This window comes from Blastocatellia bacterium (genome assembly GCA_016713405.1).
Classification (GTDB): domain Bacteria; phylum Acidobacteriota; class Blastocatellia; order Chloracidobacteriales; family JADJPF01; genus JADJPF01.
The window spans coordinates 58,034-80,055 of record JADJPF010000024.1; the positions used below are offsets into that span (position 1 = coordinate 58,034).

Below are 22,022 nucleotides of genomic sequence, written 5' to 3' on the forward strand. Positions count from 1 at the left end.
TATAAAACCCAGCGTTTTTATATGCAATGAAGGTTTAATTTGCTAAACGCCCAATTAAATTATTCATTCTTTGATTAAATGCTTTACGACTGAAGTTTTTACTATCAAGAAAGGCTTGATAGCTTAATTTTTGTAAAAGTTGCTTATCATTAATAAGTATATTGGTGTAATTGAGCATTTCTTCCAAACTATCCCATAAAAAACCATTTTTTTTCTGATGCACAGTATTTTTCTGTCCACCTGAATTAATAACTACAGGTACTGCTCCAGCTGACATAGCTTCTACAGTTGTGATTCCAAAATGTTCTTGTAGATTTGGATATTGTTCAGAAGATACTCCATAACCAGTTGCATGCCAGTAAATAGAGGCTTTTTTATATAGCTTGTGTAACTCTTCAAAATTAATACCAAAATGGAAAAAGATAGGATAGCCTTTTGCAGAATCAATAAGCTGAGAGATAAATTTATCATCATTCTTATCCTTTGTTATTCCACCAGCTAAATGCAGTTCCCACCCATCCTTAATTGCCTTATTTAATTTCTTAAATGCTTTAACTAATATATCTTGGCGTTTATGGTGAATGAATTTTTTATCTGATGTAAAACGACCTACATTTAGAATTATTGACCTCTTATCAGAAAAGTTGAGTATCTCCATCATAGGGTCGCAGCTAGAATAAATAAGTTCTGACGGACGATTCCACCATTTCATAATCCATTCTTGAGTAAATTGTGAATTTGCTGCAATAAAATCATAAGAATCTAGTGTTGCTATGCTTCGGTTCATTATCCTATTTTTTATCCAAATGAGGGATGTGTCTATTTTTTCTTTAAGTGAGATCCCTTCTAATGGACTTCTTGGAATTTTATGAGGAAACATACAAAAATAGATTCCTCGCTTTGAGGGACAAGAAAGTCCACTCATAAATGAGTTATTGATAAATATATCCAATTCAAGTGCTTTAATCTGACAAAAATAGTCTTTTTCATAAGCATATTTTTGTTTTAACCAAGAAAATCGCCCTTGTTTTAGAACAATTATTTGAATACGGCTAAGATCAACATTAAAGTATTTTTCTAGGTACTCTTTATTAATTGAGTAAGGTACTAAAAGATACACATTGTGAAAATCACTTAAATGTGTTGCTGTAACAAGGGATCTTTTCTCTGCACCACCTAAAGTATTAAGAAAAAGATTATAAATACCAATTTTCATAAAAACTATCAAAGTATAAAGTTAAGGTTAGGGTCATTAATATATTTTATATTGGTAAGCTTTAATATTTTCTCCTACTTTAGCTTGACCAAAATTTAAGCTCTGTGTAGCTTACTAAAATTATGGAAAAATTGGTAATAACTAACATTAAACAGCTAGTAACATTAGCTGGATCATCTGAGCCACGTACAAAAAATAACTTAAGTGAACTTTCGATAATAGAGAATGGTGCAATAGTTTGTGAAAATGGGTTAATTAACTGGGTTGGAGAAGCTCAAAGCCTACCACAATTTACAGATTGTCAATTTATAGATGCTAGAGAAAAAATAGTAACACCTGGGTTTGTAGATGCACATACACACCCAGTTTTTGCTGGTAGTCGGGAAAATGAATATGAACTCAGGATTTTAGGTAAAACTTACCAAGAAATAGCTTTAGCTGGTGGTGGAATACGTTCAAGCGTTCGTCGTACTCGTGGTGCTAGTTGCAAAGATTTATTAGCAGAATCACGCAGCCATATAAATTTACTTTTACAACATGGTACAACTACGGCAGAAGCAAAAAGCGGCTATGGTTTATCGCTAGAAGATGAAATAAAAAGTTTAGAAGTAATTAAAGAGCTAACATCTGAAAATAATATTGAACTAGTCCCTACATTTTTAGGAGCGCATGAAATCCCTGATGAATTTCGCAATAATCGAGATAGCTATATAAATTTGTTAACTGAAAAAATGATCCCAGCAGTTGCAAAAGAAAATTTAGCTGAATATTGTGATATTTTTTGTGAAAGCCATGTTTTTTCCGTTGATGAAGCTAGAAAAATATTAAATACAGCTAAAGAGTATGGCTTAAAATTACGCTTACACGCCGATCAATTAACACTTTCAGGTGGAGCAAAGCTAGCAGCAGAATTAAACGCTATAACAGCCGATCATTTAGAGCATATTGATGAAGAGTCTATTGATGCACTAAAACAAGCAGGAGTTATGGCTGTTTTGTTGCCAGGGTCGGTTTTTCATTTAGGCTTAAAGCAGTATCCTCCAGCTAGAAAAATGATTGACAGCGGACTTGCAATAGTAATTGCAACAGACTTTAACCCTGGTAGCTCACCAACACCTAGTTTATCAATGATAATGAGTTTAGCTTGTACTCAAATGAGGCTTACACCTGCTGAAGCATTGACGGCTTGCACCATTAATGCTGCTTATAGCCTTGGACGAGGCGATAAAATTGGATCTTTAGAACTAGGTAAACAAGCTGATTTAGTAATATTTGACTGCCAAGATTATCGGCAAATCCCATACTTTTTTGGCACAAACCTTGTAAATACAGTTATTAAGCGAGGAAATATTGTTTATAGGAGTAGTAGATAAATGGAAAAAATTGTTGAATGTATCCCAAATTTTAGTGAAGGTCGTAGAAAGGAAGTTCTTGATCAAATAGTTGCAACTATTAAGTCTGTACCAGGAGTAGTTTTACTAGATCAAGAAATGGATGCTAGCCATAATCGTTCAGTAGTGACTTTTGTTGGTGAGCCTGAAGCTTGCGTTGAGGCTGCTGTAAGAGCTAGTGGAAAGGCTGCTGAACTAATTAACCTTAACTATCATCAAGGCGAACATCCACGCTTAGGGGCTACAGATGTTATTCCATTTGTCCCTATTTCAAATGTTTCTATGGAAGATTGCGTTCGTCTAGCGCGTGAAGCTGGGCGAAGGATTGCAGCAGAAAATAAAATTCCTGTCTATCTTTATGAGTCGGCTGCTACTAGACCAGATAGAGTTAATTTAGCTGATATACGTAAGGGAGAATTTGAGCTTTTAAGCAAAGAAATAGAAACAAACGCCAGTCGTAAACCAGATTTTGGCGAAGCTAAAATTCATCCTACTGCGGGTGCTGTTGTGGTAGGCGCAAGACCTCCGCTAGTTGCTTATAACATCAATCTAGCAACCAGTGATATTGATGTAGCTAAGAAAATTGCTAAAGTTATACGTTTTGCAGGTGGAGGGCTTCGCTATGTTAAAGCCCTAGGTTTTGAGCTTAAAGACCGTGGAATTGTTCAAGTTTCTATGAATATGGTGAATTTTGAAGGGACACCACTTTTTAGAGCTTTTGAAATGGTAAAACGAGAAGCTGAACGATATGGAGTAAATATTTTAGGTAGTGAAATTGTCGGACTAGTACCACAAGCCGCGCTAAATGCTTGTTCAGACTTTTATTTACAGCTAGAAAACTTTAGCCCAGAACAAATTTTAGAAAATCGTCTTCAAGCTGCTTTAGCTAAACAAGAAAGAATTGATTCAGGACAAGGTGAAGACAACGAAAGTTTATCTAACACAATAGGCACATTTCCAGATTTAGTTGCTGCCGGAACTGCTGCTCCAGGTGGCGGAAGCGTTGCGGCTCATTGTGGTATGTTAGCAGCGGCTCTTGGTCAAATGATGGGAAATTTAACGGTTGGAAAGAAAAAATTTGCTTCTGTTGAATGGCAAGTAAAAGAACTTCTTACTCAATTAGATGAACTCCGAGCAGTTTTAAGACAAACTATTACTGATAATGCTGAGAGCTTTAATGGTGTATTAAAAGCAATGAAATTACCTAAAGATAGCCAGGCAGAACAATTAGCTAGAGAAACTGCTATACAAGAAGCCACCAAGCACGCGGTTTCTGTGCCTGTTCGTACAGTTGAGCAATCCTTTGCTGTACTAGAGCTATTAGATGACTTATCTGAGATTGGCAACCCTAATGTTTTAACAGATTTAGCTGTTGGCGCACAGCTAGCAGTAGTAGCAATACGCAGTGCTTACTACAATGTATTAGTTAATTTAAGCTCAATAACTGACAATGAATTTGTTACAGAAAATCAAAATAAAGTGTCAAGTTTGCTAGAACGCGCTCAAGAAATAGCAAATAAAATTGAGCAAACTCTAAGAAAAAGCCTTAGCAATTAAATATAGTGTAATATAAAAGATCTAGTAAATTTTTAATTTCTTGAGTCCTGAAAGGACGAAATAATTGTAGCCTAGGTCGTAAGACCTAAGCCTAGTGATTATACATAATTAGAGTCGCGTAGCGACGACATAATAAACCTAATTAGCGCAGTATTTTAATTATGTCGTCACATTCGTGACTCTGTGAATATTTTATTATCATACGTAGGGTTAAAACCCTACGCTACAAATGTGTCGCCCCGTTGGGGCTTAAGAATTAAGAATTAAGAATTAAGAATTAAGAATTAAGAATTAAGAATTAAGAATTAAGAATTAAGGATTACTTAGATTACGCTGTATTAAGTAAAGAAAATAGGTGTATGTAACTAAGCTTTATTTTTAGGAGTGTAGGCGTTTTGTCTACATTCCTAAAAAAATGTTTTTCTAGGCAAGTTTAGATGGATATCTAACAAAGTTTCCTAGTAAATTAATGGTTACATTTTTAGTATGATATATAAAAATTAGTTAAGTATAAAAATTAGTGTAGAAATAAAATAGCAAAAGTAAGTGTTAATTGAGGGAGTTTAACATGTCGTCGGATTACATTGGGTCTGACTTTGGGCAATCTGTTTATGAGACAATTCAAGTAGTAGTGGCAGATCGAGTAGCTTACATTATTTTTAATAAGCCTCCATTAAATATCTTTTCTATTGAAATGATAAAAGAAGTTAATCATGCTCTTAGTCGATTAACAAAAATTACTTATGTTTGTGCAGTTGTTTTTGCTGCTACACCTACTTCAAAGGCTTTTTCTGCTGGTGTTTCAATTGAAGAGCATCGCCAAGATATGGCCTATCAAATGCTAGAAAATTTTCATAATATTTTCCGAGCTTTACATAATTATTCTAAACCAACAATTGCAGTAGTTAATGGGCCTGCTCTAGGTGGAGGATGTGAATTAGTAGCTTTTTGTGATGTGGTTATTGCTTCAGAAAAAGCAAAATTTGGACAACCTGAAATTCGATTAGGTGTTTTCCCTCCTATGGCAGCCGTGATTTTACCTAGAATAATAGGATTAAAAAAAGCAACAGAAATGATCTTAACGGGTGAGCCAATAGATGCTTTTGATGCGCAAAATATGGGACTTGTAAATTTTGTTGTCAGCGAAGAACAATTAGAAGAACGTACTTTAGAAGTCATATCGTCTTTTCGTGATAATAGTGCATCGGTTTTAGAAGTAACACGTCGTGCAATTTTTACAGGATTTTTTCCAAATTTTGAAGAAGTTTTGTCAAAAGTAGAAGAGCAATATTTGATGCAACTAATGAGCTTAGCTGATCCACACGAAGGGTTAAAAGCTTTTATGGAAAAGCGCAAACCCGTTTGGAGGCATAAATAAAATTAAGCTTTATCTATTACAGGTGGGATTCCATTTGGATCAAAATCTAGTGGAGGATGAATATCAAAAGCGTCTGCAACTCTTACAAAAAAGTTAAAAGTGCGCCAATATAAACCGCTTCAGCTATTTGAGGATTTGACCAACCAATATTACGTAATTCTTCTACTTGTTCGTTAGTAATTTTATAGATATGTTTAGTCAATGTTTCAACAAATCTAAGTAAAAGACGTTCAGCATCAGAAATAGGGACTTTATCTAAATTTCCTTCTCGTAAAGCATTAGCAACAGCCGTGTATTCTTCTCCTTGCAACTGCAAGAATGTAGTATGACTACTTAATCAGTAATGACAGCGATTAAGGGCTGATACATAAGAAGCAATCATTTCGTGTTGGGCGCGGCTTAATGCTGCATCTGAAAAGCTAAGTCTAGCAGCATCTAGTATGGATTTAAGAAAATTTGGCTGCCAACTCATAGTTAAAACAATATCAGGAACTTTACCAGGAATAGTTGCTCTACTACGAGCTTCAGCATAGATTTCCGCTAGCAAGCCTTCGGCCTTTTCTTCTTCAATCCACGGTATTCTTGGCATAATTTTCTATTATTACAAAGATTTAGGTAAGTGCTGACAAAGCAGCATAAATAGATTTTTTAATTAAAAATAACAAATTGTTTAGGAGCTAGAACCAGAAGGCGCACCTTTTGCTGAGGCTGCTTGACCGTTTCCATTTTCTAAATCCCGCTTAACAGCATCTAAAATCCCATTAATAAACTGAGTAGCTTCATAAGTGCTAAAGCGGCGTGCTATCTCTAGGGCTTCATTGATAATTACTGTTTTAGGGGTATTAGGTTGATAGAGGAATTCATAGACAGCCATTCTAAGCAAGTTACGGTCTACTATTGCCATTCTAGAAATTCGCCAATTAGCTGCACGATTACTAATGCAATTATCTATTTGCTCAAAGTGTGCAATAGTACCTATAACTAGTTCAGTGGCAAATTCAGTGATTTCTGAACTAACTTCTGATTTTGATATTTCACATATTTCTTCCCAATAAGTTTTGATTAGATCCTCTATTTTGGGACGTGCGATATCATATTGAAAGAGCATTTGTAAGGCACACTCTCTAGCCTTACGACGAGCACCCATAGTTTTATACCTATAGAACTAAAAACTAAGTAAAATTAGTTTTTGATACTAAGTTGAATTTGTTGGCACAAATTAACCATTTCTACCGCAGACATAGCCGCTTCAGCACCTTTATTACCAACTTTCATCCCGGCGCGATCAATAGCTTGTTCTACTGAATCAGCAGTAATAATTCCATAAGTTATAGGAATATTACTGTTTAATGCAATTTGTGCAATACCCTTTGTTACTTCTGCCGCGATATAGTCAAAATGTGGAGTTTCACCTCTAATTACAGCACCTAAACAAATAATAGCATCCCATTTACCAGCATCAGCTAGTTTTTTTACTATTAAGGGGATTTCAAATGAACCTGGAACACGGCAAATAGTTATATCATCACTTTGCGCACCTAGACGTTCTAAAATATCAACTGCTCCACCAGTTAATCTATTTACTACTAGATCGTTCCAACGACTAGCAACTAAAGCAAACTTAAATCCAGCAGCACTTAGTGAACCTTGTATTTGTCGCGGCACGCCGCGTTCCTCCTGTTAAGTTATTTGTTTGCTCGCAGTATAGTGTTAGCTAATTTGACTGTCAATATTTACAGGCTCATCTTTGCCGGCGTAAATACAGTTTTGAAAGGCATTTAATACTTCTTCAGGAAAAGTTGCTCGCTTACGCTGAGCATCAACTACTAAATGTGTGCTTTCTCCTGTAGCTAATTTAACATTAGGATTTACACGGTAAATTTCATAGCCAAACTTAATTAATCTTCTGTTAAGTTGCTTAAGGTAAGTACGAATTAAAATTTCATCATCATAAACAGCAGAGGAAAGATAACGACAATTAATATCTATTAATGGGGTAAAAAGCTGGTATTTTTTTTCTAAGTCTCGGTAACTTAGCCCAAGTGATCTAAAATAATCTGTACGGCCTACTTCCATCCAGATTAAGTAGTTAGCATGATAGACAATTCCCATAGAATCAGTTTCAGCGTATCTTACCCGTAGAAAAGACTCTACAAAATGTTTTGATTCTTTATTTTCCATAATTTACTTTAACGAAACCCTTAAAAGTTGAATATCGCGTTGATTAGCAATAAATGAAAATTTAAAGCGACCATCACTAGTTATTTTATTAAGATATTTTTCTTTAGTTAAACAAAGTAAGCTAGTGTTTTTTGGTAGAAGTTGGGCTAGTTGATCGCTAGTTTCTAGCACTAATGCTTCTTGTGTATGTTCACCTGAGCCTTTAATTACACGCCCATTTGTATAAAATAATGGGCTATATTGAAGGTAATTAAAGAAAATAATTTTTTCATCAGCCTTAAAATTACTTAAGGCAATTTTTGAAAGTGAAGATAGAGAATCTTTATTTTCTAAAGGTGAAAAAAGCGTTGTGGTAATAATTATTGCAAAAATTGGATTTATAGCAAATAAAGAAAATAAAACTGTCCAATAATTTCTTAGCCAAAAGAGAGATAGTAGTCCTAAAGCGGCTAAAATAGGTGTTACTGCTAGTAAAATTTTGCTAGTTTGACTTGCTGCTAGCTCTTTTCCAGCAAAATAAGGTGCAGCCAGACCAACAATTAATAACAATAAACTAGTTATTATTATTGGGTAGCGCAATTGTTTAGCTTGAGAAAAGGTTTTTTCTACTTCATAGCCAATTAATAATCCTAGGGCGGGAAATACTGGCAAGATATAGCCAGGCAGCTTAGAAGATGAAAGAGAAAAGAAAGTTAAAGGAATAGCAAGCCAAAGTATGGCTAAAAGTAATAATCGATCTTGTTTATGCTCAAAATTAAACCAGCTAAATCCACTAGGACGAAGTTTAACAAGCCTTACAACACCTTTTAATAAAAAAATAGTCCAAGGAAATACTCCAGCTAAAATAATTAATATAAAGAAGTAAATTGGCCCAGGATGACGATATTTATTAGAAGTAAAACGTTGAAAATGATGTTGGACAAAAAATACATCAATAAATGATTGTCCATGTTTTAGGATTACGGGTAGATACCAAATACTAGCAACTAAAAGAAAAAATACTAAGCCTAAAAAAGGGCGAAACTTTAGCAGTGAAGTTAATTGACCAGTTAAAATTATATAAATACCTATAATTGCACTAATTAAAACAAAGCCTACAAGACCTTTAGCCAGTACAGAAATTCCCAAAGCAGAGTAAAAAGCTATAAGATAGAGAAATTGCTGACGTTTATTTTCTGATGTGTCAGCCAAATAAAACGAAGCTATAGCAAGAGTAAAGCTAAAGGTTAAAGGCATATCAAAAGAAGCAGCACGAGCTAGACCAAAGTAAAGTAGAGAGCTAGCTAAAACAAGCCCGCTAAATAATCCATAAATGCTGCCTGCGGCTTTTTTAGCTATATGATAAATAATTAATGAATTAGCAGTAGCAAAAATAGCGTTAGGAAGACGTGCTGCAAACTCGCTAGGATCAAAAATCTGATAACAGACAATCATAAACCAATAAAGTAGAGCAGGTTTTTCAAACCAAGTTTCTCCCAGTAAAGTAGGAGTAATAAAATCGCTACGTTCAAACATTTCTCTTGCTACTTGAGCATAGCGGGGTTCATCCGGGCCTAAAAAACCTACTGCACCTAGCTTATAAAAAAAAAGTGGAAAAGCTATTCCTATGATAAAAATAGGAAAAAACTTTTGATATTTTAGTAATTCATTAAAAAAATCTAATTTTGTACTACTGGAATTTGACATTTGTTATTGAAAAGCTTCTAAATATTTTATTCCGCTACCAGTGTTAAATAGCACTACAGTTTCATTTGGTTGAATTATGCCGTTAGCTAGCAATTTATCTAATGCTGCTAGAGTTGCTCCGCCTTCAGGAGATGCAAAAACTCCTTCTGAATGACCAATTTCTTTTGCTCCTGCAATAAGTTCTTGGTCAGAAACAGAAAGTGCAGTTCCTTTGCTGCTCTTAAGAATATCTAGCATAATGAAATCGCCTATAGCACGGGGAACACGTAAACCAGCAGCAAGAGTATGAGCATTTTTAATTTCTACACCGGTATTACCAGTATTAAAAACTTCTACCATTGGCGCACAACCGCTTGCTTGAACTGAGATCATTTTGGGTCGTCTGCTAGTAATCCAGCCTAATTGCTCCATTTCATCAAAGGCTTTCCACATACCAATTAGCCCAGTTCCGCCACCAGTAGGATAGACAATTGCATCAGGCAGTTGCCAATTAAGTTGTTCTGCTAATTCATAGCCCATAGTTTTTTTACCTTCAATACGGTAAGGCTCTTTTAAGGTAGAAACATCAAACCAACCTTCTTGATCTTTACGTTCTAGTAGGGCTTTGGCGCAATCTGTAATTAATCCATCAATTAAGATTACTTTAGCCCCACAATATTCAGCTTCTAAACGATTAACTATTGGTACATCTTTTGGCATAAAAAGATAGGCTTCTAGCCCTGCTTTTGCTGCATAAGCCGCTAAAGCTCCACCAGCATTGCCTGCTGTTGGAACAGCTAGTTTAGTTAAGCCTAATTCTTTAGCCATTGATACAGCCAAAGCCATACCACGAGCCTTAAACGATGCTGTAGGGTTTAATCCCTCTTCTTTAATATAAAGCTTGGGCATATCACGTTTTTTTCCTAGCTTTGTAGCATGAAAAAGAGGTGTAAAACCTTCGCCTAAACAAATAATATTTGCTGAATTTTCTACAGGTAGAACTTCTTGGTAACGCCACAAATTAGCAGGACGACCAAGTAACTTACTTGGAGTGAAATTTTGTCCTATTTTTTTTAAGTCATAATTTACTTTTAAGGGTTTAGCGCAGCTTTTACAAAGTTGATGAACCTTTTGTTTTTCATATTGTTCTTTGCATTGAAAGCAACTAAGGTGTGTAACAGGCATGTCTCCTCCTAACATAAAATAAAGAAAAGCACGATTTTATCCTTGAAATACTAGATAAGCAAGCTTGCCTTTACCCTTAAGGACAAGCAATGTTAGATTAACCGCTATGCAAATTAAACTACTTGCTTTAGACATTGATGGCACTTTGCTTAATTCGCAAAATAAACTCTCTGACCACACCAAAGCAACTATCCAAAGGGCTGTATTTGCTGGGATAAAAGTTGTTTTAGTTACAGGAAGACGTTTTCATGCTGCTCGGCCTGTTGCCCAAGATCTAAACTTACAACTACCTTTAATTACTCATAATGGGGCATTGACTAAAGATACTCAAACTTTACATATTTTTGATTATCATCCGCTAGATAAAGATCTAGCTCGGGAGCTTATTCTAGTTGGACGTGAACACAAGGCAGATACTTTATGTTGTGATAATCCACAAAGCGAAGGACTGTTAGTTTTGATCATATCTCTGAAGATAATGTGCGCCTTCGCGCCTATATGTCAATGTTTCATCAATACACCCATCAAGTCAGGGATCTCTATCATTATATTACACATCCACCTATACAAATTTTTTATGTAGGAGGATGTGACTTAATGGATGAAATTGCTGAAAGATTAACAAGAGAGTTACACGGACAAGCTAAAGTAGTATTAACAGCTTATCGAAAGCTTGATTTAGCAATTTTGGATGTAATAAACCCTCAAGCCTCTAAGGGTGCAGCACTAAAAACTTTAGCTGAGTCATTTAATATTAATGCAGATGAAGTTATGGCAATAGGCGATAACCAAAATGATTTAGAAATGTTGGAATATGCAGGGTTGCCTATAATAATGGCAAATGCTGATGAAAGCCTGCAAAATAAAGGCTTTACCACCACCTTAAGTAATGATGAAGATGGTGTAGCTGTAGCAATTGAAAAATATATTTTACATAGTTAATTTTTAGGAGGATTTTGGATTTATGGCTGAAAGAACCGCAGTAATTGAAACTAACAAAGGTACGATTAAATTTCATTTATATGAAACTGATGCACCTATAACTACTGCTAATTTTATTGGTTTGGCAGAAAAAGGTTTTTATGATGGTTTAACTTTTCATCGCGTAGTTCCTAATTTTGTTATTCAAGGTGGCGATCCAGTAGGTAATGGTACTGGAAATAGTGGTAAAACCATACCTTTAGAAGTAAAGCCAAACTTAAAACATGATGCTGCTGGAGTAGTAGCAATGGCTAGATCCTCAGAACCTAATAGTGCTTCTTGCCAGTTTTATATTACATTAGCTCCGGTTGCTTACCTAGATATGCAATATGCTGTTTTTGGTCGTGTAACTGAAGGTTTGGAAGTAGTAAAAAATATTGCTATTGGCGATAAAATGTTAAGTGTAAAGATTGTTTAATTTATGCGTTTAGTATTAGGAATAGAAAGTTCTTGTGATGAAACCGCAGCGGCAATTATTGAAGATGGTTGCCGTTTGCGTTCTAACATTATTGCTTCACAGATTGAAAAACATCGTCCATTTGGCGGTGTAGTGCCAGAACTAGCTTCCCGTGAGCATTTAGTTAAAATCATGGCAGTTGCAAAAGAAGCTTGTGAAAAGGCAGAAATTCAACTTTCTGATGTAGATGGTATTGCTGTAACTTATGGGCCTGGACTTGTAGGAGCTTTGCTAGTAGGCATTTGTTATGCTAAATCCTTGGCCTATGTGCTAAATAAACCTTTGGTTGGAGTTAATCACCTAGAAGGTCATATTTATTCTGTAATATTTGAAAATCCTCCAATTGAGTATCCCGCTTTAGCTTTGGTAGTTTCTGGAGGTCATACTAGTATTTACTTAATGCCTGAAGCAGAAAAATATCAGCTTGTTGGTCATACAAGGGATGATGCTGCTGGAGAGGCATTTGATAAGGTTGCTAAATTGTTAGGTTTAGGCTATCCAGGAGGCCCAGTTATTGACCGTTTAGCTCGTACAGGTGATGCGTCAGCGGCTCCGCTAGTTTTTACCCCCCCTAGAATGGAAGACGGGCGTTATGATTTTAGCTTTAGCGGCCTAAAAACAGCAGTTTTACGATATACAAAAGAACAATCTATAACACCGCTTTTAAGTGGGGAAGAACCATCTGAGCAAATCAAAAACCTTGTTGCTAGCTTTCAACAAGCTGCTGTTCACTCCTTAATAGTTCCTTTTAGAAAAGCTGTTGCAGATTACCAGCCAAAAACCTTAATTTTATCTGGTGGTGTAGCTTGTAATAGTGCTTTGCGCCAATCAATGAAAGAACTAGCCGAAAAAATGAAAGTTGCGCTTTATTATCCTAGTCCAATACTTACGACTGATAATGCAGCAATGATTGCAGCAGCAGGTTATCCCAAGTTGCTACGTGGTGAAAAAGTAGGGCTAGATTTAACGGCTGTTTCCAGCTTAAAGCTACAAAATCTAGAGTTAGAAACCGAACCACCCAAAAAAGGTAAAGTTAGATATCGCCTTTCTTAGTTTGTTTAAGCACTAAATTTACTTAAGGTTGTAAATTAAGAGCTTTTTCAACAAGCTTATCTAAATCTTGCTCGATTTTAGATGTTTCCATACCTGTAGATTTGATAAATACTTCTTTAGCTTTAAGTATTTCGTCTAGCTCAGGGCCTGGAGAGTCTTTTAATAAAGATTCTGCCTTAAGCAAACTAGCCATAATCATTATTTCTGAGGCATTTGCTTTAGCTAACAAATTTGCATAGTTAAACCAATCTACAGCAGATAACTTATTGTCTTTTACTATTTCATCAAGTTTAAGAGCTTTTTGATAGTTTGGAATTGCTTGTTCTAGGTTTTCAAATGCTAGATACATTTCCCCAAGTTTAATTAAAGCAAAGCTATTTAATGTTAAATCCTTAGAATTTTCAGCAATTTTACTGCTTGTTGACAATATTTTAATGCTCGCTCAGGAAGTTGCGTCTGGGTGTAACATTCAGCGATTTTTAATGCTATTAATACTAATTGCTTAGGGCTAGGTCTTAATTCTAAGGGTTGCTCAGAAGCTAAAAGCAAGAAAGATTCATAATGAGGAATTGCTTTAAGGTATTCTTTTTGTTGGAAATAAGTATCGGCTAAATAAATGTGTGGATTAAGTTCTTTTGGTGCAAGGCGTGTGGCTTGTTGCCAATAAGAAATTGCTTCTGACACGTTATTTTTAAGCTGCATTGTTAAAATACCAAAATTAATTAAAGCATTTGCATCTAATGGCACATAGGACGGCATTTTTTGATAATGTGTATAGGCTTCTTCAAATTGTTGGTTTTCTATCAACATTTGTGCTAAACGGTGTTGAATTTCTGGGTCATAGGGGTTTAACTTAAGGGCTGATTTAAGGTTTTCAATGGTTTCTATTATGTTGTCTGGATTAGCTTTTGCTAGAGCAAGTCTTGTTTTAACTGTTGCATCATTTGGATTTAGTTTTTCTGCATAACTAAGAAAGGTTAAATTTCCTTCTTTAAGTGCAAAATAAAACCTAGTTTGGTCAACACCAGCTAAAAGAAGTAGCAAAACAATAATTACAATTCTAAAACTCCTAGCAGCTAAATTTTTACTGGTTAATTTAGCTAACCAAAAGGTTTTTTCAGCAAGTGCAGAGAAGTTTTCTTGACTATTAAGCAACAAAGCAGAAATTTTGCTATCTCGTAGCTTCCAAATTGCTCCATCAAGCAAAAAATGATGAATATTAATTAGTGCTGTAAATATTAAAAAGCTAGTAGTAAAGTCATAGCTAAAAATATAGCTTACAAGCCAAGGGCCAGGTACAAATAAAACAATTCCACCAATAATTAAAGTTAATAAATAAGGTAAAAGCCTCCAATTGCTATCAGCAGTTGGGTTTTCTTTTTTAGCATAATAGCTAGTAATCCAAAGGTATTGAGCCGAGTGCATAATAGCTAAAACACCAGTGCTATAACGAACCTGTGGAACAGAGCCAATAGCGTTAGTTAGTTGTAGAATTGTTGGTAGCACAAACCAGAAAAATTCTGTTGAAAGCACGACCAAAGGAGCAATCATTAGTTTTAAGGATGCTTGACGAAGTAAATTAAATAGTCCATAGCCAGCAGTAAGAAAAAACATTACTAAAAAAGTAATTTGCGCACTTCTACCAATAACAGGGGGAATGCCTAATGACAAAATATAAGGGTCTTGTGAGTCGCCTGTATGAAAACTAAAGAAAAGCATTAAATATGAAGCTATAAAGGCTAAATAAATTGCTGTACGATCAAAATTGCTTATATTTAAGTTAGCACGACGGCTAAACATCATAAATAAGCCAAAATTTTGCCCCATATAATGCCAAGGACTCCAGGTTAGATAAACAGTAAAAATAATAGCTAATAGTTTATGTGAAGTATGAGCAAATATACCTAATAGTATTAAAAGGGCTGTTAAATGAAGAGTAAAAAAGCGATATTTTGTAAAGTCTGCTTTTGTTCCATAGGCACGATAAATGGTTGCCATATAATGGGGATAGTTGCAAACTAAAGATAAGGCATAAAAAATTATTGCTAAAGTTTGTAAATCAAAGTTTCCAAATGGATTAGCAAGTAAAAGTAGTGGCAATGACCATGCCCCACAACCTATAAGTAAATCTATCGTTGGACGGTAAATCCATAAAGGTTCTTTAGTATTTTCCATAGTATTATTAATATTTTAGTGATAAGAGTTTTTGTGGACAAGAAATTGTTTTTTTATAAATTGTTTATTTTTATTAATTTTTTAATTCTAAACCAGTGCAGATTTATAATTCAATGGATACAATAAATTCTTTAGAAAGTTGTTGGCAAAGTGAATATCTACAAGAAATTTGGTCATTACTGCAATATCACCTAAAAAACTTTTCTCTAGATAAGGATTCCTTAAACGTCTTAGAAAATTATTTTTTAGATAATCCTAATGGAGGATATTTGCTTTTAAGTGCTGAAGAGAGAGAAAAAAACACCTTACTAGCTAAATTTATTCAAAAGCAAAAAGATAAAAATATTTGTTTAGTTTATTTAGTAAGACAAGATAAAAATCCTTACAGAATGTTACAATTTTTAATTTGGCAAGCTAGCGAATTTTTTGAGCAAATACTTCCAAGAAACTTTTTTTATAATGATCTAAATAGTTTATCTAAAAATCTAGTTAATATATTAGAAACTTTACAAAAAGAAAAAAATAAAATAATAATAATTATTGATAATTTATCAGAAATATTTTTTGATTATATTATTAAAGTTCTGCCCATTAAATTACCACATAATATATATTTTATTTTATTCTCAAAACCAGATTTATATTTAAGCAGTCTGTTGTCAGAGCGATTAACAAACCTAACTACCGAAAATTTAAAAACTACAATAAAAAATAACCTATTGGATAATATATATTTAGATATAGTGGACTCTAAGTTAACAGTTGAAGAAATAAACTTAATATTAGGTTTATTAGCTTTAAGCTATGAGCCAATTACTATTAATCAACTCAGTGAGTTATTAGAAATAGTAGAAATAAATATAGATAAATTAGAAATATTGAATATTATAATAAAATTAGATAAATATATAATTTTACTACCCAGTAATAAAATTATATTTGTAAATCAAGAAGTTATTAATCATATTAAGAAGGAAATATTAATCAGAGAAAAACAATTTATATATTATCAATATTTTGTAAAATGGCTAATTAAAACAAAAGGGAAAAACACAAATAATTATTTTACTTATTTTGATAGTTATTTACTAAAAACTATTTTATTAAGTATAGCATTAACCGATTTAGCCACAACAAAACAATTGTTTAATAAAGCAATAAATGAGTTTATAAATATTGAATTTATTATAAATAAACTTAAGCTTGGGTTAGAATGGCAATTTATAGACAATTTTGAGCAAATTCTAAATATAAATGGTTTATTAGACCAAACAAATTTGCAGCTTTGGTATAAATTTTTATCTAGTCAACTGCAATTTATTTCAGCCTATCCTGAAAAGTTTTACAACAAGCTATTAATCAACCTACAGAAAGTTTAATTAGTAAAGCTGCTAGTATTTACCTTGAAAAACTAACCAACAACCAACCTTATAATTATATAAAATGGCTAAATAAGCCTGGAAAAGCTATTTATAATTCACTTAAACAAACGCTAATAAAAAGCACAACAGGGTTTCAAGCCTTAAAACTAACAACAGACAATAGATTTTTAGTCACTGCTGGAGAAGATAGCCAAATTAGGGTTTGGGAACTAAATACGGGTCAAGAAATATTCTCTCTAATTGCTCACCAAGGCATAATCTTTAGTTTAAGCTTAAGCAAAGACAATAGATATATTATTTCTGGTGATTGCTACGGCACAATAAATATTTGGGAGCTATTTACAGGTAAACTTCTTTCTAACTTAAAAGAACATTCTGGTAGTGTGTTGGCTTTAGTTGTTACGTCGGATAATGAAAAGTTAGTCTCTGCAAGTAGTGACCGAACAATAAAAATTTGGGATTTTAACTCAATCTTAGATAACCCCTCTTGCCCCTCTTCTATTCATACTTTAACCGAACATAAAACTATTGTTAATAAACTAAGTGTTAGCCTAGATGATAAATACTTAATTTCTGGTGGAAGTGATGGAACAATAAAGGTTTGGGATTTATTAAGCTATTTGCCAATAAATGATTTTTTTGGACATGACTATAGTGTTACAGGACTAAATGTTACATCTGATAATAAATACTTAATTTCAACTAGCGAAGATGCAAAGATCAAAGTTTGGGAGCTAGCTTCTAGTTCTTTAATTGCTGTTTTAACAGAATCAACAAGTAGCATTAACACCTTAGCATTAACTAAAGATAATCAATATATAGTTACTGGAAATAGTGATAAAACAATCAATATTTGGAATTTAGAAACAGGTTTGCTAGTAAATGTGCTAGCAGGGCATAGTGATCTAATTACAGACTTAGTTTTAAGTGAGGGGACGATTTTTTCTACAAGTAAAGATGGAACAGTAAAACTTTGGAATTTTGATATTGCTAAAGAAAACACTGCACCAATAAAACAAAAATTTAATATTTCTGCTTTAGCAATTTCGCTAGATGGTCGTTATGCTTTTTCAGGTGAAATTAATGGGACAATTAGAATTTGGAACCATCTAGGACAGGAAATTACTAGTTTACTCGCTCATTCAGCTTCAGTTAATGCAATGGCTATTAGTGTAGATAAAAAATATTTAGTTTCTGCTAGTGGTAATGAAATAAAGCTTTGGGATTTAGCTACTTTAGAGTGTATAGATATATTAACAGAGCATCAAGATAGAGTATTAAGCTTAATAATAACACCGGATAATAAATATATAATCTCTAGTAGTGATGATAGAACAATAAAAATTTGGTATCTAGATAGTAGAAAGCTAGATACTACTTTACGAGATAGAGCCGGAATATATGCTTTAGTGTTAATGGAAAATGGCAAGGAATTTATCTCCGCTAATTTTGCTGGCCGACTAAGAAGTTGGGATTTAATAAAAAAACACGTTGTTAAAGAGCAAAAAGGTTGTATTGATACAAAAACAGCTATTACTAATGATAATAAATATCAAGTATTAGGTTTAGATGAAAATACTTTAGGAGTAATAAGTTTAGCCGAAGAAACCATAATTGGTACTTTTCCAACAATTGGTTCAATTACTCGTTGTGCTATTAGCGATACAGGCTTAATTATTAGTTGTGATCAGTTAGGGAATTTATATTTTTTGCAGTTAGAAACCTGTTAAAAGGACAAAATAGTTAACCCATTAACTTATATTTCTCAAGAATTAACTTTTACTTAAGATAAATAGTAGCTTTAGTTAAGATGATATATTATCAGGAACAATATTAACTAATAGTTGCATTACTAGTTAGTAGTTAGTAAAAATGATATAAAAGTTGATTAATTATATTGTTAAGCAAAATATTGTATGTATAATATTGCCCTAATAATACTTTCTATTTTATCAAAAAACACTTTTTATAAAGTTGTTTTCTAAATACCTTTTAACTCCCTCCTAAATAAAAGGTTATAAAATTAAGGCAGGATAGCTAAAAAATGTGTGTTGTAAACTAGCTCTTAATTTATATTCTAAATAGTCAATAAAGCAAGTTGTCTTATTGTTTGACTAGCCAAATTCCTATTACCAATTAATATTCCTATTTTTTTTCTAAAAAATTTATATCTTGTAGGCGTAATTTTCCTACAGTTGTTGTCTTTGTTGTAAGATTGTTGAATCTACCTTTTATAAGGATTCTCGTAGTTATACCTGTCGAAAAAACATTAAGGTTAAAAGTAATATTTTAATGACAACTCAGAAGAAAGGTTTGTAGTAAAGAAAAAACGCTTAAAATGCTAAAAAAAATAACTTTTGGAATGACTTCAGTGATATTACTATTATTAGCTATAGTAATCACATTTGCTCAAGGTGGAGCTACTTCAGTAAATATTGTTGGAAAGGTTTTAGACTCTCAAAATGCAGCGATAAGTGGGGCTACAATTACTGCAAAAACTTATCAACTAATCTAATTCGTGAAACAATGTCTCAATCTGATGGTTCATTTTCCATTGTTCAACTACCTCCAGGTAACTATGAAATAGTTGCTAGTATCGAAGGTTTTTCTAGTAAGACTTATAAGCAAAGCTTGGAATTAGGTATAGTCGCGTTAGTAAATTTTAATTTAGAGGTAGGACAAAATACTGAAATTATTGAAGTACTTGCCAGCAATGAATTTAGTCAAGAAAAAACTGAAAACAGTACTAATATCAACCCTAAATTAATTAATGATTTACCAATAAATAGGCGTAATTTTTTAGATTTTGCCTTAACAACTCCTAGAGCAACAAAAGATCGCGCTCCTGCACAAGGAGTGGTGGCTTCTTCAGGCATTTCATTTAATGGGCAGCAAGCTAGATTTAATAATGTAAGTATTGATGGTTTAGATAATAATGAAACGGCGGCAGGTTCTGTAAGAGCTACTCTTAGCCAAGATGCCATACAAGAATTCCAAGTAGTAAGTGATAGTTACAGTGCTGAGTTTGGCCGAGCTTTAGGTGGAGTGGTTAACATTATAACAAAAGGTGGTGGAAGTGAATTTCGAGGAAGTTTATTTTTCTTAAATCGTAATGATTCAACTAGTGCAAGAGATGTTTTTGCACCTACTGAGCCAGAATATAAACAATATCAATTTGGTGCTACTTTTAGTGGGCCAATAAAAAAAGATAAAATATTTTTCTTTAACTCCTTTGAACGCCTTTCTGTTAAACAAAGTAATTTTGTTACCATTAGCAATCAAACTGTAAATTCAGCTAAAAGTTTAGGATTTACCTTAGACAATGGGCCTATTCCCTTTGCTTTTGGAACAACTTCTGCCTTGACTAGGGTTGATTTTCGTCTTGGACAACAAGATAACTTATTTATTCGCTACAATTTTGGGGGAAACTATAATGGTGCTTTTGAACCTTTTGGTGGTCTTTCAGGTCAAACAGCAGGTGGAATTCAGCTATTAGATGAAAATAATCTTGCTGTTAATAATACTTATAGTAGCACTTCTCTTAATTTGATAAATGAAACAAGGTTTCTTTTTGGCTTACGTAATCAAGATGTTAATGCTCCTGATAATAGTACTCGTGTTCAACTAATAGCTCCAGAAGGAATTGTTACTTTTGGTCGTACAATTTTTCTTTCTCAACCTAGACGTGCGTCTATTTACCAAATTATTGATAATGTTTCTTTAACCAGAGGTCGTCATCAAATTAAGTTTGGAGGAGATTATTATTATGTAAATCTCCCAGGAGATGGAGGCACTAAAGTTCCAATTTTTTCAGGTGGTTTTGCAGTATTTGCTCCACTAGATTTTTCTGCTTTTGGTGGGCCAAATATATCAGGGATTGAGGCTTTTGATCCAAAATTACGGACTCCTGAGCAAAGAGCTTTTCTTACTAACTTTGCACAGCAACTAGCTCTTAACTTTCCTTTAGCTAGCTTACCTCTACCTACAGCCTTTGCCCAGGGTTTTGGAAATCCTTTAGTTACTATAGATCAAAAACAGCTAGCTTTGTTTTTTCAAGATAATATCAAGCTCTCAGAAAATTTTTTACTTAAACTAGGGATTCGCTATGATATTAATCGTATAGGGTTTGTACCAAAAAACAATGGTTTCTTTAGTCCAAGAATTGCTATTTCCTATCGTCCTAAAAAGCTAGAAAACTTAACTATTAAGGCTGGATATGGTATTTTTGCGAGTACACAGCTTTTTGGTAATGCTACTCTAGTTGAATTAACTTCTGCTACAAATGCAATTAAAATTCCTGTTATTCCTTTTCCTTTTTCAGCTATTCCTTTTAGTTTGCCAAACAGAAAATTTCCTGAAGGCTTAGAAATTCCTGCTGGAGTAGATTTTATTCCTCAATTAAGCTCTACCTTTGTTTATGACCGTAAAACTCGAACTAGCTATACTCAACAATCAACTTTGGAGTAGATTATTTAGCTGGTAATAATACTTCTATTTCCTTGATTTTAGATTATGTTAGAGGTTTGAGACTTCTTTCTGTACGTAATATAAACCCTGTTGTTAGGCCAGTAATCGGAAATGCTTTACAAAGTCAGTTGGTTGGGCGTGTTTTTCCAGATCTAGGGCAAATTTTTGAGTTTTCTTCTTCATATGACAGTTATTACAGTAGTTTCACAATTTCAGTTAAACAAAGAATTTCAGATCAATTTAACTTACAAGCTCACTATACTCTATCAAAAACTATAGATAATTTTCTTGACATCGGAACAGATATTCAAGAAACAAATGACTCTCTTAATATTGCAAATGAACGTGCTTTGTCTTTACAAGATGTTCGCAGTCGTTTTGTTTTATCAGGCACATTTGAAAGTAATTTGCTAAAAAATAAATACTTAAGAGATTTTCAGTTTTCTACTATTGTTAATCTTGAAACAGGAAGACCATATAACTTACTAGCAGGAATAGACTTAAACTTAAATGCTGATAACCCTCCAGGCGATCGTCCATTAGGCTTAGGGCGAAATGCAGGGATTTCACCTGGATTTGCAAATATAGATATTCGTCTTTCACGTAAAATAAAAATAGGTGAAAAAGCAGAAATAAGCGGTATTTTTGAAGTGTTTAACTTATTTAATAGAGTTAATATAAGTGATATTGCAAGAGTATTCCCGCCTGATAAAAATGGAAAATTTCAATTACCTAAAAAATCGGGAAATCGTTTTATTGCTAGTAAAGATAGATTTTTAGGGGCTTTTTCTCCTCGTCAAATCCAACTTGGATTTAGAGTTTCGTTTTAAGTGTCACTATAGTGTTATCCCCAAAATAGCATATGTTCTAACTTAAGAATAAAAAATTGAAGAACAAGGGGTTAAATCTTATGACCCAGCAGGACATAAGATAT

At 33.5% G+C, this 22,022-nt stretch carries 22 protein-coding genes and 1 pseudogene; 13 read left to right on the forward strand and 10 right to left on the reverse strand.

The window, feature by feature from the left end; translation table 11 throughout:
- Positions 1-34 precede the first annotated feature (34 nt).
- Positions 35-1,216, reverse strand: a complete 1,182-nt coding sequence (locus IPK14_24385; GenBank protein ID MBK7996391.1) for a glycosyltransferase family 4 protein — start codon at positions 1,214-1,216, stop codon at positions 35-37.
- A 122-nt stretch (positions 1,217-1,338) separates the two neighbouring features.
- On the opposite strand from IPK14_24385, the gene IPK14_24390 reads away from it, so the two are divergent.
- The 3 genes from IPK14_24390 to IPK14_24400 all read left to right on the forward strand — a co-directional run bounded on the left by IPK14_24390 (position 1,339) and on the right by IPK14_24400 (position 5,542).
- A complete protein-coding gene (locus tag IPK14_24390; protein MBK7996392.1) occupies positions 1,339-2,589 on the forward strand; it encodes an imidazolonepropionase in 1,251 nt (416 codons plus the stop codon).
- Positions 2,590-4,164, forward strand: coding sequence for a glutamate formimidoyltransferase (gene ftcD / locus IPK14_24395; GenBank protein ID MBK7996393.1), 1,575 nt, complete (start codon positions 2,590-2,592; stop codon positions 4,162-4,164). It begins immediately after the preceding gene.
- Positions 4,165-4,732: 568 nt separating this feature from the next.
- Entirely contained in the window at positions 4,733-5,542 is an 810-nt protein-coding gene (locus IPK14_24400) for an enoyl-CoA hydratase/isomerase family protein (GenBank protein ID MBK7996394.1), read from the forward strand.
- A gap of 82 nt (positions 5,543-5,624) precedes the next feature.
- Here the strand turns inward: IPK14_24400 and IPK14_24405 are convergent, their stop codons facing one another.
- The 7 genes from IPK14_24405 to IPK14_24435 form a co-directional block, all read right to left on the reverse strand.
- Positions 5,625-5,858, reverse strand: a complete 234-nt coding sequence (locus IPK14_24405; protein MBK7996395.1) for a hypothetical protein — start codon at positions 5,856-5,858, stop codon at positions 5,625-5,627.
- Between the two features lie 21 nt (positions 5,859-5,879).
- Positions 5,880-6,131: a hypothetical protein gene (locus IPK14_24410; protein ID MBK7996396.1), complete on the reverse strand. Its 252-nt coding sequence runs from the start codon at positions 6,129-6,131 to the stop codon at positions 5,880-5,882.
- Between the two features lie 81 nt (positions 6,132-6,212).
- Complete coding sequence (gene nusB / locus IPK14_24415; protein ID MBK7996397.1) at positions 6,213-6,689, reverse strand: transcription antitermination factor NusB; 477 nt, start codon at positions 6,687-6,689, stop codon at positions 6,213-6,215.
- A 35-nt stretch (positions 6,690-6,724) separates the two neighbouring features.
- Positions 6,725-7,207, reverse strand: a complete 483-nt coding sequence (locus tag IPK14_24420; protein ID MBK7996398.1) for a 6,7-dimethyl-8-ribityllumazine synthase — start codon at positions 7,205-7,207, stop codon at positions 6,725-6,727.
- Positions 7,208-7,252: 45 nt separating this feature from the next.
- Positions 7,253-7,723 carry an acyl-CoA thioesterase gene (locus IPK14_24425; GenBank protein ID MBK7996399.1) on the reverse strand — a complete coding sequence of 157 codons (471 nt, stop codon included), beginning with the start codon at positions 7,721-7,723 and terminating at the stop codon, positions 7,253-7,255.
- A gap of 3 nt (positions 7,724-7,726) precedes the next feature.
- Entirely contained in the window at positions 7,727-9,409 is a 1,683-nt protein-coding gene (locus tag IPK14_24430) for a glycosyltransferase family 39 protein (GenBank protein ID MBK7996400.1), read from the reverse strand.
- A gap of 3 nt (positions 9,410-9,412) precedes the next feature.
- Positions 9,413-10,573, reverse strand: coding sequence for a threonine synthase (locus IPK14_24435; GenBank protein ID MBK7996401.1), 1,161 nt, complete (start codon positions 10,571-10,573; stop codon positions 9,413-9,415).
- Positions 10,574-10,679: 106 nt separating this feature from the next.
- Here IPK14_24435 and IPK14_24440 point away from each other — a divergent pair, with 106 nt between their 5' ends.
- From IPK14_24440 to tsaD, 4 genes are read left to right on the forward strand one after another with little or no spacing between them, the layout of a single operon-like run.
- A complete protein-coding gene (locus IPK14_24440) occupies positions 10,680-11,156 on the forward strand; it encodes an HAD-IIB family hydrolase (protein MBK7996402.1) in 477 nt (158 codons plus the stop codon).
- The gene (locus IPK14_24445; GenBank protein MBK7996403.1) at positions 11,072-11,515 is read left to right on the forward strand and encodes an HAD-IIB family hydrolase; all 444 of its coding nucleotides are present in this window, start codon (positions 11,072-11,074) and stop codon (positions 11,513-11,515) included. The genes IPK14_24440 and IPK14_24445 overlap by 85 nt, the downstream gene beginning before the upstream one ends.
- 22 nt (positions 11,516-11,537) lie before the next feature.
- Positions 11,538-11,972, forward strand: coding sequence for a peptidylprolyl isomerase (locus tag IPK14_24450; protein ID MBK7996404.1), 435 nt, complete (start codon positions 11,538-11,540; stop codon positions 11,970-11,972).
- A gap of 3 nt (positions 11,973-11,975) precedes the next feature.
- On the forward strand, positions 11,976-13,064 hold the full coding sequence (tsaD, locus tag IPK14_24455; protein MBK7996405.1) for a tRNA (adenosine(37)-N6)-threonylcarbamoyltransferase complex transferase subunit TsaD: 1,089 nt from the start codon (positions 11,976-11,978) through the stop codon (positions 13,062-13,064).
- A gap of 22 nt (positions 13,065-13,086) precedes the next feature.
- On the opposite strand, the gene IPK14_24460 is transcribed toward tsaD, so the two are convergent.
- Together IPK14_24460 and IPK14_24465 are read right to left on the reverse strand one after the other, a co-directional pair.
- Positions 13,087-13,491 (reverse strand): hypothetical protein, encoded by a 405-nt coding sequence (locus IPK14_24460; GenBank protein MBK7996406.1) that lies wholly within the window; start codon positions 13,489-13,491, stop codon positions 13,087-13,089.
- Complete coding sequence (locus IPK14_24465) at positions 13,449-15,239, reverse strand: hypothetical protein (GenBank protein ID MBK7996407.1); 1,791 nt, start codon at positions 15,237-15,239, stop codon at positions 13,449-13,451. Before IPK14_24465 ends, IPK14_24460 begins: the two co-directional genes overlap by 43 nt.
- 113 nt (positions 15,240-15,352) lie before the next feature.
- Here IPK14_24465 and IPK14_24470 point away from each other — a divergent pair, with 113 nt between their 5' ends.
- The 6 genes and pseudogenes from IPK14_24470 (at position 15,353) to IPK14_24495 (ending at position 21,918) form a co-directional block, all read left to right on the forward strand.
- Positions 15,353-16,618 carry a hypothetical protein gene (locus tag IPK14_24470; protein ID MBK7996408.1) on the forward strand — a complete coding sequence of 422 codons (1,266 nt, stop codon included), beginning with the start codon at positions 15,353-15,355 and terminating at the stop codon, positions 16,616-16,618.
- Positions 16,594-16,953, forward strand: a pseudogene (locus IPK14_24475) (hypothetical protein). Before IPK14_24470 ends, IPK14_24475 begins: the two are co-directional and overlap by 25 nt.
- A gap of 51 nt (positions 16,954-17,004) precedes the next feature.
- Complete coding sequence (locus tag IPK14_24480) at positions 17,005-18,351, forward strand: WD40 repeat domain-containing protein (protein ID MBK7996409.1); 1,347 nt, start codon at positions 17,005-17,007, stop codon at positions 18,349-18,351.
- Positions 18,352-18,959: 608 nt separating this feature from the next.
- The gene (locus IPK14_24485; protein ID MBK7996410.1) at positions 18,960-19,136 is read left to right on the forward strand and encodes a hypothetical protein; all 177 of its coding nucleotides are present in this window, start codon (positions 18,960-18,962) and stop codon (positions 19,134-19,136) included.
- A gap of 11 nt (positions 19,137-19,147) precedes the next feature.
- Entirely contained in the window at positions 19,148-21,088 is a 1,941-nt protein-coding gene (locus tag IPK14_24490) for a TonB-dependent receptor (GenBank protein ID MBK7996411.1), read from the forward strand.
- Positions 21,089-21,144: 56 nt separating this feature from the next.
- Complete coding sequence (locus tag IPK14_24495; GenBank protein ID MBK7996412.1) at positions 21,145-21,918, forward strand: hypothetical protein; 774 nt, start codon at positions 21,145-21,147, stop codon at positions 21,916-21,918.
- Positions 21,919-22,022: the final 104 nt, after the last annotated feature.